Annotated in this window: 12 protein-coding genes; 7 read left to right on the forward strand and 5 right to left on the reverse strand. The window is 64.9% G+C overall.

Annotated features, from left to right (window positions below; translation table 11 throughout):
* Position 1 precedes the first annotated feature (1 nt).
* From HNQ95_RS00685 to HNQ95_RS00700, 4 genes are all read right to left on the reverse strand, one after another.
* Positions 2-940, reverse strand: a complete 939-nt coding sequence (locus HNQ95_RS00685) for an ABC transporter permease (protein ID WP_182573257.1) — start codon at positions 938-940, stop codon at positions 2-4.
* Positions 937-2043 (reverse strand): ABC transporter permease, encoded by a 1107-nt coding sequence (locus HNQ95_RS00690; protein ID WP_182573258.1) that lies wholly within the window; start codon positions 2041-2043, stop codon positions 937-939. Before HNQ95_RS00690 ends, HNQ95_RS00685 begins: the two co-directional genes overlap by 4 nt.
* A complete protein-coding gene (locus tag HNQ95_RS00695) occupies positions 2043-3569 on the reverse strand; it encodes an ABC transporter ATP-binding protein (protein WP_182573259.1) in 1527 nt (508 codons plus the stop codon). The genes HNQ95_RS00690 and HNQ95_RS00695 overlap by 1 nt, the downstream gene beginning before the upstream one ends.
* A gap of 84 nt (positions 3570-3653) precedes the next feature.
* Complete coding sequence (locus HNQ95_RS00700; protein ID WP_182573260.1) at positions 3654-4619, reverse strand: BMP family protein; 966 nt, start codon at positions 4617-4619, stop codon at positions 3654-3656.
* A 123-nt stretch (positions 4620-4742) separates the two neighbouring features.
* Here HNQ95_RS00700 and HNQ95_RS00705 point away from each other — a divergent pair, with 123 nt between their 5' ends.
* Positions 4743-5363 (forward strand): TetR/AcrR family transcriptional regulator, encoded by a 621-nt coding sequence (locus HNQ95_RS00705; RefSeq protein ID WP_067959932.1) that lies wholly within the window; start codon positions 4743-4745, stop codon positions 5361-5363.
* Between the two features lie 119 nt (positions 5364-5482).
* On the opposite strand, the gene HNQ95_RS00710 is transcribed toward HNQ95_RS00705, so the two are convergent.
* Positions 5483-6367, reverse strand: coding sequence for a LysR substrate-binding domain-containing protein (locus HNQ95_RS00710; RefSeq protein WP_067966297.1), 885 nt, complete (start codon positions 6365-6367; stop codon positions 5483-5485).
* Positions 6368-6494: 127 nt separating this feature from the next.
* Here HNQ95_RS00710 and glyA point away from each other — a divergent pair, with 127 nt between their 5' ends.
* From glyA to HNQ95_RS00740, 6 genes are all read left to right on the forward strand, one after another.
* Positions 6495-7766, forward strand: coding sequence for a serine hydroxymethyltransferase (gene glyA, locus HNQ95_RS00715; RefSeq protein WP_067966296.1), 1272 nt, complete (start codon positions 6495-6497; stop codon positions 7764-7766).
* Entirely contained in the window at positions 7759-9144 is a 1386-nt protein-coding gene (gene lpdA, locus HNQ95_RS00720) for a dihydrolipoyl dehydrogenase (RefSeq protein WP_154384927.1), read from the forward strand. The genes glyA and lpdA overlap by 8 nt, the downstream gene beginning before the upstream one ends.
* A 98-nt stretch (positions 9145-9242) precedes the next feature.
* Positions 9243-10385 carry a glycine cleavage system aminomethyltransferase GcvT gene (gene gcvT / locus HNQ95_RS00725; RefSeq protein WP_154384970.1) on the forward strand — a complete coding sequence of 381 codons (1143 nt, stop codon included), beginning with the start codon at positions 9243-9245 and terminating at the stop codon, positions 10383-10385.
* 11 nt (positions 10386-10396) lie between these two features.
* Positions 10397-10759 carry a glycine cleavage system protein GcvH gene (gcvH, locus tag HNQ95_RS00730; protein ID WP_067959924.1) on the forward strand — a complete coding sequence of 121 codons (363 nt, stop codon included), beginning with the start codon at positions 10397-10399 and terminating at the stop codon, positions 10757-10759.
* 10 nt (positions 10760-10769) lie between these two features.
* Complete coding sequence (gene gcvP / locus HNQ95_RS00735) at positions 10770-13616, forward strand: aminomethyl-transferring glycine dehydrogenase (RefSeq protein ID WP_154384926.1); 2847 nt, start codon at positions 10770-10772, stop codon at positions 13614-13616.
* Between the two features lie 52 nt (positions 13617-13668).
* Positions 13669-15051, forward strand: coding sequence for an L-serine ammonia-lyase (locus tag HNQ95_RS00740; RefSeq protein WP_154384925.1), 1383 nt, complete (start codon positions 13669-13671; stop codon positions 15049-15051).
* Positions 15052-15128 lie beyond the last annotated feature (77 nt).

Below are 15128 nucleotides of genomic sequence, written 5' to 3' on the forward strand. Positions count from 1 at the left end.
GCTACTTTCCGCCCCTGACATATTTCGTGCCGATGGCCGCCGGCGGACGCACCCGGCCGGCGAAGGCAACCAGCGCCACGAAGGAAGCGAGGAATGGCACCATCGAGAACAGCTGGTAGGGCACATCGGGGTTGTTGAACTGCAGGCGCAGCTGCAGGGCCTCGGAGAAGGCGAAGAAGATACAGGCGACGAAGACCAGGGCCGGGTTCCACCGCCCCAGGATCACCGCCGCAAGCGCGATCCAGCCCTTGCCGGCGCTCATGTTCTCGGTGAAGACGAAAACCTGGCAGAGCACCAGATAGCAGCCGCCGAGGCCACCGAGCACGCAGCTGGTGATCACGCAGATCGCCCGCACACCGGGAACGCTGACGCCGACGGTGTCGGCCGCGACCGGATAGTCGCCGATGGCGCGCACGTTCAGCCCCCAGGGCGTCCGGTACAGGAACCAGTAGGACAGCGGCACCGCCAGATACATCAGGTAGGCGAGCGGATCCTGGTTGAACAGGACCGGCCCGATGAGCGGAATGGAGGACAAGAGCGGTATCGCCACGGGCGCAAAGCCGGGCAAGGTCGAGGTGGCGTCAGCTCCCAGTATGAGCCGCGCGAGATAGGAGGTGAGGCCAAGCACCAGGATGTTGATCGCGATGCCGGTGACGAGCTGGTTGATGCCGAGCCCAACGGCCAGGCCGGCAAGGACACAACCAATGGCGGCCGCAAAGAGGATGCCGAAGACGAGCCCGCCGACCGGCGTGCCGAGCAGATAGGCGCCTGTGGCGGCGCCGAAGGCACCACCGAGAATGCAGCCCTCTAGCGAGACGTTGAACACCCCTGCCCGCTCTGCCAGCACGCCGCCGAGCGCTGCGAAGACAATCGGCGTCGACAGCCTGAGAACGGTCGAGAAGAAATCCACCAAGCTCGAAACATCGCCTGCCCAGCTCATGACCTGCCTCCGGAATTGTTCGTGATGCCTCCGGCGATGCCGGCATCCAGCAGCCGGCGCCGTTCGAGGAACCGTCGCCAGTTGCCCCGATCGAACCGGAAGGCGAGACTTGCCGCGACGAAGATGATGACCAGGCCCTGGATTGCCTCGACGACCGTGCTTTCAAGCCCGACGGCGCGCTGCATGATGAGGCCGCCGACCTTGAGGCCGCTCAGGAAGAAGGCTGCAACCGGCGCCATCAGCGGCGACAGCTGGGCCAGGAAGGCGACGACGATGCCGTCGAAGCCGTAGCCCGGCGAAAACAGATGGTAGAGACGGTGCTTGAGGCCCAGCACCTCGAAGGTACCCGCCAGCCCGCCGATGGCGCCAGCGACGAACATCACCGCCACGACGTTGCGCCGGACACGGATTCCCGAATAGGTCGCGGCGACAGGGTTCTTGCCGATCATGCCGAGGCCGAAGCCGACAGTGGTGAAGCGGAACACGAACCATGCCACGACGCAAAGCACGATGCCGACGACCACGCCGAGATGAGCGTCGGTATGGGGCATGATGTAGGGGAGCCAGAGCCCCTCGCGGATTTCCTCCGAATAGGGATAAGGCGCGCCCTCCTGCATCATCGGTCCGCCGGCGACATAGCTCACCAGGTTGATGGCGATGAAGTTCAAAAGGATGGTGATGATGACTTCGTTGATGCCGCGATAAGCCTTCAGATAGCCGGGGATCAAACCCCACAGGCCACCGCCCAGAGCTCCGGCGAGAACGCACAGCGGCACCTGAACGACGGGCGACATTTCCGGCAGCAGCAGTGCTGCCATCGACGAAAACAGGCCGCCCATGTAGATCTGGCCCTCGGCGCCGATGTTCAGCAGGCCGACCCGGAGTGGGATGATGACTGCGAGGCCGGCCAGAAGGATCGGCGACATCTTCGCCAGCGTGCTGGCAAGGCCGTAATAGTCGAGGAACGCGCCGCCGAAGAGCGCCGCGTAAGCCTCGCCGGGATTGACCCCGGCGATGGCTATGAGACCAGCTCCGGCAAGGAGCGAGAGCAGGACGGCCCAGACCGGCCGCAGCATGTAGATACCTTGGATGGCTCGTAGCATCACGCCACCTTTTCCTCTTCGAGCCCGCCGATGAGGGCGCCGATACGCTCTGGCGTCGCCTCTTCGGGAGCAATGATTCCGGTGATCCGCCCGGCGCACATGACGGCGACGCGGTCGCAGACGCTCAGGATGTGTTCCAGTTCGGTGGAGATGTAGAGGATCGCCGTGCCGCGCTCGCGCTCGGCGAGAACAGTCCTGTGCACGGCTTCGATCGCCCCGACATCGAGACCCTTGCAGGGCTGCATGATGACCAGCAGCCGCGGCCGACATTCGACCTCGCGGGCAAAAATGAGCTTCTGCTGGTTGCCGCCCGACAGGAAGCGGATCGCCTGGTCCACCGACTGCAGGCGGACGTCGTAACGCTTGACCCAGTCTTCCGCGACCTTGCGGGCGCTTGCCGCGCGCAGCATCGGACCTGAGGAGAACGGGCTTTCCCGGAAGTCGCGGATCATGGCGTTCTGATAGACCGGCAGGTCGAGGACCAGGCCGGTGCCATGGCGGTCTTCCGGCACGAACGAGATGCCGAGCCGATGGCGACGCTCGTAGACGCCGGCAGCAGACACATCCTCGCCTGACAGCTCGACGGTGCCGCCCTCTGCCTGGCGCAGCCCGGTCAAGGCCTCGGCAAGTTCTGCCTGGCCATTGCCGTCGACACCGGCGACACCGAGGATTTCACCCGCCCGGATGTCGAACGACACGCCCTTCAGGGCCTGGTTGCCACGGTTGTCGCGCGCCTTGAGGTCGCGGATGCGCACCAGAACCTCATCCGACGTCGGCGAGGTCTTTTCGAGCGTGGTCAGCACGACGTCGCGGCCGACCATCATGCGCGCCATTTCGCTCGGCGGCGTTCCTGCGACGGCAAGATCGGCCGAAACCGTGCCGCGGCGCAGCACCGTGACCCGGTCGGCAACGGCTGCCACCTCGTCCAGCTTGTGACTGATGAAGATGATTGTCTTTCCCGCGGCCCGAAGCCGCCGCAAGCCTTCGAGGAACCCCTCGACCTCGCTCGGCGCCAGCACGCTTGTCGGCTCGTCGAGGATGATGAGGTTGGCGTCGCGATAGAGGACCTTCAGGATCTCAACCCGCTGGCGCATACCCATCGGCAGTTTCCACACCTCCTGATGTGGGTCGATGTCGAAGCCGAAACTTTTGGCGAGTGCCTCGAGCTTGCGGGCATGTTCGGCGAGCGAAAGCCGCATTCCCTGCCCCGGCAGGCCGAGCACCACGTTTTCGACGACCGTCAGCGTTTCGACGAGCATCAGATGCTGGTGGATCATGCCGATGCCGAGTTCCATCGCCCGGCGCGGAGACGTGATCCTTTGCGGGGCGCCATCGATGAGGATGCGGCCGCCATCGGGCTGGTAGAGACCGTAAAGTATGTTCATCAGTGTCGTCTTGCCGGCACCGTTCTCGCCGAGAATGGCGTGTACGGTTCCCCGGGGAACGGTCATGTCGACACCGTCCAGCGCCTTGAAGTCGCCGAAGGTTTTGGAGATTTTCTCCAGCCGAAGTCCTTGCGCGGTCATGGCACAATCCAGCATTCAAACGAGTGGCAAGTGGGTGCGCGAGGCAGGCGCCAGACCATCCTCGCGCGAGAGGCCGGCATGGCCTCAGTGGACGTCGATTTCGCCGGCCTTTATCTTCTCGATGATGGCCGCGGCATCGCTTTGCACGGCGGCGGGCACGGCGGCGGAATAGGTGCCGATGCGGGCCGCCGTCGGCGTTTCCAGTCCGTATATGTAGGCCTTGCCCTCGAGCTTGCCTTGCTTGGCCTCTCCGAGCAGCGTCAGAAGCGCGCCGCGCATGTCGAAGATCGCCGACTGGATGACAGTGTCGGGCCAGTTGGAAATCGCATCGTAATAGATGCCGATCGCCTTCTTGCCCTTTTCCTTCACACCCTGGAGGCTGCCGACGACGGCATTGTCCATCGACGGGAAGATGACGTCGGCGCCCTGGCTGATCTCGTTGAGCGCGGCTTCCTTGCCCTTGGCGACGTCGTCCCAGTCATTCGTCCAGGCAGTCAGCACCTCGCCATCCGGACGGGCGGCCTTGAAACCCTTGGCATAGCCGTTGCCCAGATCGACGTAGAATTTGAGCTTCTGCGCGCCGATGTAGCCGCCCTTGCCGGTCTCGGACACCTTGCCGGCAACATAACCCATGACATAGCCGAGGGCCCGGAAGTCGAAGCTCATGATGGCGACATTGCCACCCGGCTCGGTCCCGTTGACGACGACGAACTTGGTATCGGGAAAGCGATTGGCAACCTTGGCCACCGAATCCTGGAACTCGCCGCCGTGGCCGATCACCACGGAATATCCACGCCTGGCATAGTCGGCCAGCGCCTCCGGCTGGTCGGGCTGGGCTACCTTTTCACTGTAGGCGAATTCCAGCCCCAGCTCCTTGGCGGCATGCTCGACGCCTTCGTAACCGGCCTGATTGAACGACTTGTCGGTCTTCACGCCCGGCAGGACGATCGCGACCTTGAGATTTTCGGCGAGTGCCGGTGCCGACAGGCCAAAGCCCGTCACGACCGCGGCTGCGGCCAGAATGCAGAAAGAACGTCGGATAATGCCCATCGCAAGGTCTCCTCCCTTTAGAGCATCAAAAGTTTTAGTCTCTAAAATTTTCGTGTCAACGTGTTTTTTGTTGCACCTAAAGGAAATTGGAGGCAAAAGCCGTTGAAGGGGGCAGACTGAAGCATGGCGTCGATGGGACTGAGAGAGCGACAGAAGGCAAGCCGCCGCGAGCGCATCCTGGAAATCGCCAAGACCCGCTTCCAGACAGATGGTTACACCGCGACGACGATCGAACTGATCGCCAAGGACGCGGATATTTCCGCTGTCACCGTCTACAACTACTTCGACAGCAAGGCCGGCTTGCTCCTCGCCCTCGTCAGCGAGAGCGACCAGCTGCTGATCCGGCAGCTGAAAACGATGATCGCCCGCAAGCCTGCAAATCTGGTCGATGCGGTGGCGTCCTTCGGCCAGATCCTCCGTCGCCACGCCATGAGCTACCTGACGAAATCGACGTGGCGCGAGGTCCTGTCAGCCAGCATCAACGAAGGCAGCAGCGACTTCGGGCGCACCTATCTCGAGCTCGACAACGTGCTGATCGAGCTGATGCACGCCATGATCGTCGAGTTTCAGGAGCGCGAGCTGATACCGGCATCCGTCGACAGTGCAGCCCTCGCCGACTGCCTGTTTTCGCTGCAGAACATAAGGTTCTTCCAGTTCATTGCCGACGACAACCGCGATGACGAGGACATCGACCGCCGGCTGCGCCGTGATCTCGAGTCGCTGAAGGCAGTCTTTTCCGCCTAGACAGTTTCCGCTTTTCTTCGAAGCGGGGAATCTCTCTATGCCTTTGTCTTGCGCAATTCCGGACGGAAAACCGCTGCACACCTTTCCTGGAATTGCGCTGGCGCCGCATCGGCTGCGGATCAGGCGGAGATCGCCAGCCGTCCCGCCGTCTGGCCGATCTGCTCGGTGATATAGGTTTCCAGATAGTCTATCGCTTCTTCGGAATGCGCTGCGGCAAGCCGGTGCAGGCGCAGCGCAAGATGCCCAAGCGGCGCGAGCCCATTGTCCGGGCCGAGACGCCGGACGTCGTCAGGAACGGTGCTTTGCGCCATGGCGGTCACGCCAAGCCCTGCCCTGACCGCCGCCAGGATCGCGCTATGGCTCGAGCTGAGATAGGCGATCCGGCAGGCTTTTGCCTCCCGCTTCAGTTGCTGCAGGATCCGGTGCCGATAGACGCATGGGGGCGGTGCCAGCACCAATGGCAATGGGCTCTGCGTATGGCCGAAGTGGTCGGCGCTGCTGAACCAGACCAGCGGCTCGGTGTGGATGGGCCTGCCACCCCGGCTCTCGCTGTCATCGTGCAGCGCGACGACGAGATCGAACTCGCCGTTCTCCTGCCGGGCCAGAAGGTTCTTGCTGAGGTCGCTGGTCACTTCCAGCATGACGTTGGGATGGGCCTGGGCGAAGCGCCCCAACAGATGCGGCAGCAGGGAGTCGGTGTACTCGCTCGGGGCGCCAAGCCGCACCCTGCCCGACACGTCAGGGCTTTGCATCAGTGCCAGGACTTCGTCGTTCAGGGCCAGGATGCGACGCGCATATTGCGCGAAGCTGCGCCCTTGCGCGGTGAGCTGCAGATTGTGGGCGTCGCGCTGGAACAGCCGCACGCCGACCACCTCTTCCAGCCGTTTGATCTGCAGGCTGACCGCCGACTGCGTGCGCCCCACCATTTCGGCCGCGCGGGTGAAACTGCCGCCGTCGATCGCCTTGACGAAGCTGCGCATCAGGTCTGTCGGGATGTTGCGCATGGCCGATCCTATCATGAGTATCCCTCATCCTAGCATGAGAACTATGAAGTTCAACAATGATGGCCGTTCGATATCCTTGGACGAGATCGGGCAGCCTGCGCTGGCCATCGTCACAGGAGGAGAAGACATGACCGACGGCACATCAGCGCTTGCCACTTTCGACCCGGACCTGTGGGCGGCCATCGAGGCCGAGGGACGGCGCCAGGAGGGCGAAATCGAGCTGATCGCGTCGGAAAACCACGCCAGCCCAAGGGTGATGGCGGCGCAGGGCTCGGTGCTGACCAACAAATACGCCGAAGGCTATCCCGGCAAGCGCTACTATGGCGGCTGCGGCGAGGTTGACGTGGTCGAGCAACTGGCGATCGATCGCGTAAGACAGCTGTTCGGCGCGCAATTCGCCAATGTGCAGCCCCACTCCGGCGCCCAGGCCAACGGCGCTGTCATGCTGGCCTTGCTGCAGCCGGGCGACACCATCCTCGGCATGTCGCTGGATGCCGGCGGCCATCTCACCCACGGTGCGCGTCCGGCGCTTTCAGGCAAGTGGTTCCGCGCCATCACCTATGGGCTGACCCCGGAAGGGCTGATCGACTACGATCAGGTAGCTGCCCTGGCTGAGGCCGAGCGCCCGAAGCTGATCATCGCCGGCGCCTCGGCCTATTCCAGGGTGATCGACTTTGCCCGCTTCCGCGCCATCGCCGACAGCGTCGGCGCCATGCTGATGGTCGACATGGCCCATATTGCGGGGCTGGTCGCCACCGGCCATCACCCGAGCCCGATGCTCCATGCCCATGTCGTCACCTCGACCACACACAAGACCCTGCGTGGCCCGCGCGGCGGCATCATCCTGAGCAATGACGAGGCCATCGCCAAAAAGATCAATGCGGCGGTTTTTCCCGGCCTGCAGGGCGGACCGCTGATGCATGTGATCGCCGCCAAGGCCGTCGCCTTCGCCGAGGCGCTGGAACCGGATTTCACGGAATATGCCGGACGGGTCGTGGCCAGCGCCAAGGCGCTCGCCGCGGTTCTGGTCGAGCGAGGTGCTGCGATCGTCTCCGGCGGCACCGACAACCATCTGATGCTGGTTGATTTGCGTCCCCTTGGCCTCAAGGGCAACGAAGCGGCCGAGGCGCTGGAGCGCGCCGGCATCACCTGCAACAAGAACGGCGTGCCAGGCGACCCCGAGAAGCCCACGGTGACCTCGGGCATCCGCCTGGGCACCGCAGCCGGTTGTTCGCGCGGCTTCGGCCCCGAGGAGTTCCGGCAGATCGGCCATCTGATCGGGGACGTGCTGGACAGCCTGCGCAGCGGCCCGAACGCTGCCGTCGAAGACACAGTCCACCGGAGAGTAACCGCGCTCTGCTTCGCCTTCCCGATCTACGGGAGCAAGGCCGATGCCTGATTTCGACCTCGCCGTCATCGGCGCCGGACCGGGAGGCTATGTCGCCGCACTCAGGGCCGCACAGGCCGGCATGCGGGTGGCCTGCATCGATGAGCGGTCCACGGCGGGCGGCACCTGCCTGAATGTCGGCTGCATTCCCTCGAAGGCGCTGCTGTCATCGACCGAACACTGGGCAGGGCTGAAATCCCTCGCCGACCAAGGCATCGAGACCGAAGCCGCCCGCTTCGACCTTTCGCGCATGATGGCGCGCAAGGACAAGGTGGTTTCCGACCTGACCAAAGGCATCGCTTTCCTGTTCAAGAAGGCCGGCGTGGAATTCATCCAGGGGCGTGCGAGCATCGCCGCTCCGGGGCGGGTTACGGTTGGTGAGCGCGAGATCTCCGCACGGCACATTCTGATCGCCACCGGGTCCGCGCCTGCTGCCCTGCCCAATGTCCCCTTTGACGAAAAGCTCGTCCTGTCGTCGACAGGTGCCTTGTCGCTCGGCAAGGTGCCGGACCGGCTGGTGGTGGTCGGCGCCGGTGTCATCGGCTTGGAGATCGGCCAGATCTGGTCGCGCCTCGGCGCCAAGGTGACTGTCGTCGAGTATCTCGACCGCATCCTGCCCGGCATCGACGGCGAGCTGGCCAGGAACGCGCAGCGGATCCTCGCCCGCCAAGGCATCGGCTTCACCCTGAACGCGGCCGTCAAGACAATCGCCCGCGACGGCGAGGCGGCCAGCGTCGAGATCGAAACCCGCGGATCGGGCGAACTGGAAACGCTGGCAGCAGATGCCGTGCTCGTCGCTATCGGCAGGCGGCCCCACACCGCAGGCCTTGGGCTTGAGGCGCTGGGGGTCAGGCAGGACGCCAGGGGCTTTGTCGAAGTCGATGCACAGTTCCGCACCAGCGTGCCCGGCGTCCTGGCCATCGGCGACGTGGTGCCCGGGCCGATGCTCGCCCACAAGGCCGAAGAAGACGCCGCTGCCTGCATCGATGCTCTGGCGGGCAAGGCGCATGGCGCACCCGACTATCGCCTCGTGCCGGGGGTGGTCTACACGGCGCCCGAAATCGCCGGCGTCGGCCTCACGGAGGACGATGCCGGCACCTCCGGGCGCGCGTTTCTGGTCGGCAAGGCCAGCTTCCTGGCCAACGGCCGCGCCCGTGCGATCGGCGCCACCGACGGCTTCGCCAAGGTCATCGCCTGCGCCGAGACAGGCCGGCTTCTCGGCGCCCATATCCTCGGACATGGCGCGGGGGAACTGTTGCAGGAACTGGTCCTCGGGCTTCGGCTCGGCACGACGCTAGCCGAAATTGCCGGCACCTCCCATCCGCATCCGGGCATGGGTGAGGCTGTGAAGGAGGCATGCGTGGCGGCCCTTTCCAGCGCAGCGACCTGAGATGTCAGGCGGCCCTTTCCCGCCCTGACGGGATGGCCGCCTGTTCCATGCCCGAACAAGTTCGACAGCGCTCTGTTTTCCAGCCTTGGAGGCTCTTCATGACCTTGCCATTCCAGTTGCGGCAAACCCCGCTGACGGCATTCAACGTTTCACGCGGCGGCAGGATGGTGCCGTTCGCCGGTTATGAGATGCCCGTCCAGTTTGCCGACGGCGTCCTGAAGGAACACCTGCACTGCCGCGTCGCCGCCGGGCTTTTTGACGTCAGCCATATGGGACAGGTCATTCTTCGCCCGAGGACGGGCAGGAGCGAGGATGCGGCGCTGGCGCTCGAACGGCTGGTTCCGGTTGATGTCCTCGGCCTGAAGCCGGGGCGCCAGCGCTACGGGCTCTTCACCGCGGACGATGGTGGCATCCTCGACGACCTGATGATCGCCAACCGCGGCGATCACCTCTTCCTGGTGGTCAACGCCGCCTGCAAGGCGCAGGATGTCGCCCATCTTCGGGCTCACCTCGGCAAAGACTGCGAGATCGAGGAGCTCACGGATCGTGCCTTGATCGCGTTGCAGGGCCCTGATGCCGAGGCCGCGCTCGCGGCACTCGCTCCTGAGGTGGCAGAGATGCATTTCATGGAGGTCGCCGACATCAATCTGCTGGGAACGCCCTGCATCGTGGCGCGGGCGGGCTATACTGGCGAAGACGGCTATGAAATTTCGGTTCCCGCCGACCGCGCCGCAGCACTCGCCGAAGCGCTGCTGTCCGATTCCAGGGTTCGCCCTGTCGGCTTGGGCGCGCGGGACAGCCTGCGGCTGGAATCGGGCCTGTGCCTCTATGGCCATGACATCGATGCCACCACCACCCCTGCCCAGGGCGCGCTGGAATGGGCGATCCAGAAGGTGCGGCGGCGAGGCGGAGCACGCGCCGGCGGCTTCCCCGGGGCAGAGATTATCCTCGAAGAACTGGCAACGGGGGCTTCGCGCCGCCGTGTCGGACTGCGGATCGAGGGCCGTGCGCCGATCCGAGAGGGCACGGAGCTGTTTGCCGCCGAAGTCGGCGGCGAACCGGTCGGACAGGTGACCTCAGGCGGCTTCGGCCCCTCCGTCAATGCGCCGGTCGCCCTGGCCCATGTTCCGACCGAACTGAGCAGCACGGACACGCCCCTGTTCGCCGAAGTCAGGGGCAAACGCCTTCGCGTCTTCGTCTCCCCGCTGCCCTTTATCAAGCAACGCTACAAACGGTACTGAGGAGCCCCGATATGCTGAAATTCACCGAAGATCACGAATGGCTGTCCATCAAGGGTGGCATAGCCACGGTCGGCATCACCCGCTACGCCAGCGAACTGCTGGGGGATCTGGTCTTCGTCGACCTGCCGGCGGTCGGCACCGTGCTCGAAAAGGGCGAGACGGCAGCCACCGTTGAGTCCGTCAAGGCCGCCTCCGACGTCTATTGCCCGCTGGCGGGCGAGATCATTGCGGTCAATGAATTCCTCCACAGCGACCCTGCCATGATCAACAGGTCGCCCGAAGGCGAAGGCTGGTTCTTCAGGCTGCGCCTCGCAAACGTGGATGATGCCACAGCGTTGATGGATGAAGCCGCCTATCTGGCACTGGTGGGATGAGGAGACTGAGATGAGCTACACCCCGACCGGCTACGCGCCATACGACTTTGCAAATCGCCGCCACATCGGCCCCTCCCCGCGCGAAATGGCGGAGATGCTGGAAACAGTCGGCGCCGAAAGCCTCGATGCCTTCATCGACGCAATCGTCCCGGCAGACATCCGGCAGACACGCCCTCTTGCCTGGGGCAAGGCGCTGTCCGAGCGCGGCGTACTGGAACGGCTGCGCAACGTGGCGATGAAGAACACGGCCAATGCCAGCTTCATCGGACAGGGTTACCACGGCACCTTCACCCCGCCGGCGATCCAGCGCAACATCTTCGAGAACCCGGCCTGGTACACCGCCTACACGCCTTATCAGCCTGAGATCAGCCAGGGCCGGCTCGAGGCGCTGCTCAACTATCAGACCATGATGTGCGACCTGACCGGGCTCGACATCGCCAATGCGTCGCTGCTTGACGAAGGCACCGCCGCGGCCGAAGCCATGGCCCTGTGCGAGCGTGCGTCACGCTCGAAGGCCCGCGCCTTCTTTGTCGACCATCATTGCCATCCGCAGACAATTGCCGTGGTCGCGACCCGGGCGGAACCGCTCGGCTGGGACGTGATCATCGGCGATCCTTTCACCGATCTCGATCCGTCGCGCGTTTTCGGCGCGCTGTTCCAGTATCCCGGCACCTATGGCCATGTGCAGGACTTCACCGCCCCGATCGCAGCGCTCAAGGACGCGGGCGCGCTGGCCGTCGTGGCCGCCGATCCGCTGGCCCTGACCCTGCTGAAGCCGCCGGGCGAGATGGGCGCCGACATCGCTATCGGCTCCAGCCAGCGTTTCGGCGTGCCCCTGGGCTATGGCGGTCCGCACGCCGCCTACATGGCCGTGCGCGCCAACCTCGCGCGGTCGATGCCGGGCCGGATCGTCGGCGTCTCCATCGACGCCCGCGGCAACCGCGCCTATCGGCTGTCGCTGCAGACGCGCGAGCAGCATATCCGCCGCGAAAAGGCGACGTCGAATGTCTGCACCGCACAGGCGCTGCTGGCCGTCATGGCCTCGATGTATGGCGTTTTCCACGGCCCGGACGGATTGCGGGCGATCGCCGAGCGCATCCACCGCAAGCTGGTTCGGCTGGTCAAGGGACTGGAGACCCTTGGCTTTCCTATCCAGCCGGCAAGCTTCTTCGACACGGTAACAGTGGAATGCGGCCCCCGCCGCGACGCCATCCTGGCATCGGCCCTGCGTGAAGGGATCAACCTTCGCCCGATCGGCGAGACGCGCATTGGCATAACCTTCGACGAGACTGTCCGACGCAGCCACACCGAGGCGATCTGGCGCGCCTTTGGCGGCGGCATGGCGGATGACGACCTGACGCCTGAGTATCGCCTGCCCGACGCGCTGCTGCGGACCTCTGTGTTCATGACCCACCCCGTCTTCCACATGAACCGCGCCGAAGCCGAGATGACGCGCTACATGCGCCGCCTTGCCGATCGCGACCTTGCGCTTGACCGGGCCATGATTCCGCTCGGCAGTTGCACGATGAAGCTCAATGCCACCGCCGAAATGATGGCGCTGAGCTGGCCGGAATTCGCCAACCTTCACCCCTATGCCCCCGCCGACCAGGCGCAGGGTTATGCCGAGATGCTGAGCGACCTCGAGGCAAAATTGTGCCAGATCACCGGTTATGACGCATTTTCGATGCAGCCCAATTCGGGTGCCCAGGGTGAATATGCCGGCCTGCTGACGATCCGCCGCTATCACGAGGCGCGCGGCAACGGCCATCGCAACGTCTGCCTGATCCCGACCTCGGCGCATGGCACCAATCCGGCATCCGCACAGATGGCTGGCATGAAGGTGGTGGTGGTCGGCGTGGCCGCCGACGGCAACATCGATGTCGCCGACTTCCGCGCCAAGGCGGAAGCCCATGCCGAAAACCTGGCCGCTTGCATGATCACCTACCCCTCGACCCACGGCGTGTTCGAGACGACCGTGCGCGAGATCTGCTCACTCACCCATGACAATGGCGGACAGGTCTATATCGACGGCGCCAACATGAACGCCATGGTTGGTCTCGCGCGCCCTGGCGATATCGGCGGCGACGTCAGCCACCTCAACCTGCACAAGACCTTTGCCATCCCGCATGGCGGCGGCGGGCCGGGCATGGGGCCGATCGGGGTCAAGGCGCATCTCGTGCCGCATCTGCCGGGCAATCCGGCTGCCGGCGCATTCGCCATATCATCCGCACCATTCGGCTCCGCGTCGATCCTGCTCATCTCCTGGGCCTATTGCCTGTTGATGGGTGGCGAGGGCCTGACCCAGGCGACCAAGACTGCGATTCTCAGCGCCAACTACATTGCGCGGCGATTGGCGTCCGCCTATCCGATCCTCTACAGCTCGGCCGCCGGCCATGTCGCGCATGAGTGCATCCTGGATACGAGAGTGCTGAAGGAACGCGCCGGGGTGACCGTCGACGACATCGCCAAGCGCCTTGTCGACTGCGGTTTCCACGCGCCGACGATGAGCTGGCCGGTGGCCGGCACGCTGATGGTGGAGCCGACGGAGAGCGAGCCCAAGGCCGAACTCGACCGCTTCATCGCCGCCATGCTGGGCATTGCCGCCGAAGCGGAGGCCATCGTCGCCGGCACGCTCGATGCCGAGGACAATCCGCTGAAGCGCGCGCCCCATACCGTCGAGGATCTCGTCGGCGACTGGGACCGCCCCTACAGCCGCGAGGCCGCCTGCTTCCCGGCGGGCTCGTTCCGGGCCGACAAATATTGGCCGCCGGTCAACCGGATCGACAATGTGCATGGCGACCGCAACCTCGTCTGCACCTGCCCGCCGCTCGAAAGCTACGCGGAAGCCGCCGAGTGAGCCTGTCGCCCCCGGTCGCGCGCCGGGGGCACACCCCTTCAAGGATCGATCCATGTTCCTGTCCGTCTTCGATATCTTCAAGATCGGCATCGGCCCGTCCTCGTCGCACACGATGGGCCCGATGGTCGCCGCTTCGCGCTTCCTCAAGGCCCTCGCCGCCCTGCCCGGGCGGACCGAATGCCGGCGGCTGACGGTCTCCCTGCATGGATCCCTCGCCTACACCGGCAAAGGCCACGCAACCGACCGGGCAGTGTTTCTGGGGCTCATGGGATTTCTGCCTGATACACTCGACCCCGACCAGGCAGAAGCCTTGGTCGCAGGCCTCAAGGTCACGCGCAACATCACGGCGCCCGGGATCGGCGCCATCGCCTTCGATCCGGATCACGACCTCGTCTTCGACTACGGACCGCCGCTGCCGGGCCATGCCAACGGCATGGTCTTCACCGCGCACGGGCTTTCCGGCAATGTCGTTCTGCGTGAGGTCTGGTACTCGATCGGCGGCGGTTTCGTCGTCAGTGAAGACCAGCTTTCCAGTGTGTCCCCTTCGCGGGACACAGCCGCAGGCGACGTGCCTTATCCCTTCACCTCCGCCGTCGAGATGCTGCGGATGGGGCGTGAATCGGGACTGCCGATCGCAGCGATGAAGGAAGCGAACGAACGGGTGCGCCATGGCCGCGATCTGGAGCCGGGACTTGAACGACTCCAGGCGGCAATGAACGGCTGCATCGATCGCGGCCTCAGCCAGGAAGGTATTCTTCCGGGAGGACTGTCGGTGCGACGCCGCGCTAAGGGCCTGCACCAGCAATTGCTCGGCGAGCGCGGCAGCAACCGGGCACAGCCGCACGCGGCGACCGACTGGCTGCTCGTCTATGCCATGGCCGTCAACGAGGAGAATGCGGCGGGAGGGCGCGTCGTGACAGCGCCGACCAATGGTGCTGCCGGCGTCGTACCTGCCGTGCTGCGCTACTACAGCGATCACTGCGTCGGTGCCAATGCGGATGGCGAACGGCAGTTTCTCCTGACTGCGGCCGCCATTGGCGGGCTGATCAAGCACCGCGCCTCGATCTCCGGCGCGGAATGCGGTTGCCAGGCCGAGATCGGCTCGGCGTCCGCCATGGCCGCGGCGGGGCTTTGCGCAGCGCTGGGCGGAACCAACGAGCAGATCGAGAACGCGGCCGAAATCGCGCTCGAGCATCATCTCGGCATGACCTGCGACCCGGCCGGCGGCCTTGTCCAGGTGCCCTGCATCGAACGCAACGGTCTTGGCGCGATCAAGGCGGTCTCGGCGGCCAGCCTGGCGCTCCGCGGCGATGGTCAGCACTTCATGCCCCTCGACAACTGCATCGAGACCATGCGCCAGACCGGCCAGGACATGGCGACGAAATATAAGGAAACATCGCTGGGCGGGCTTGCGGTGAACTTGCCCGAGTGTTGACGAGGCCTGGTCATCGACCTTGGAAGCAACACGCCCGCTAGGCATCGTCACAGTCGACATGAGGGCCGCTAGTCCAC

Source organism: Aminobacter ciceronei (genome assembly GCF_014138625.1).
Classification (GTDB): Bacteria; Pseudomonadota; Alphaproteobacteria; order Rhizobiales; family Rhizobiaceae; genus Aminobacter; species Aminobacter ciceronei.

Bases quoted from the DNA above. Each gene is read 5' to 3' on its own strand.
- HNQ95_RS00685 (WP_182573257.1), bottom strand. From the start codon at position 940: ATGAGCTGGGCAGGCGATGTTTCGAGCTTGGTGGATTTCTTCTCGACC.
- HNQ95_RS00690 (WP_182573258.1), bottom strand. From the start codon at position 2,043: ATGCTACGAGCCATCCAAGGTATCTACATGCTGCGGCCGGTCTGGGCC.
- HNQ95_RS00695 (WP_182573259.1), bottom strand. From the start codon at position 3,569: ATGACCGCGCAAGGACTTCGGCTGGAGAAAATCTCCAAAACCTTCGGC.
- HNQ95_RS00700 (WP_182573260.1), bottom strand. From the start codon at position 4,619: ATGGGCATTATCCGACGTTCTTTCTGCATTCTGGCCGCAGCCGCGGTC.
- HNQ95_RS00705 (WP_067959932.1), top strand. From the start codon at position 4,743: ATGGCGTCGATGGGACTGAGAGAGCGACAGAAGGCAAGCCGCCGCGAG.
- HNQ95_RS00710 (WP_067966297.1), bottom strand. From the start codon at position 6,367: ATGCGCAACATCCCGACAGACCTGATGCGCAGCTTCGTCAAGGCGATC.
- glyA (WP_067966296.1), top strand. From the start codon at position 6,495: ATGACCGACGGCACATCAGCGCTTGCCACTTTCGACCCGGACCTGTGG.
- lpdA (WP_154384927.1), top strand. From the start codon at position 7,759: ATGCCTGATTTCGACCTCGCCGTCATCGGCGCCGGACCGGGAGGCTAT.
- gcvT (WP_154384970.1), top strand. From the start codon at position 9,243: ATGACCTTGCCATTCCAGTTGCGGCAAACCCCGCTGACGGCATTCAAC.
- gcvH (WP_067959924.1), top strand. From the start codon at position 10,397: ATGCTGAAATTCACCGAAGATCACGAATGGCTGTCCATCAAGGGTGGC.
- gcvP (WP_154384926.1), top strand. From the start codon at position 10,770: ATGAGCTACACCCCGACCGGCTACGCGCCATACGACTTTGCAAATCGC.
- HNQ95_RS00740 (WP_154384925.1), top strand. From the start codon at position 13,669: ATGTTCCTGTCCGTCTTCGATATCTTCAAGATCGGCATCGGCCCGTCC.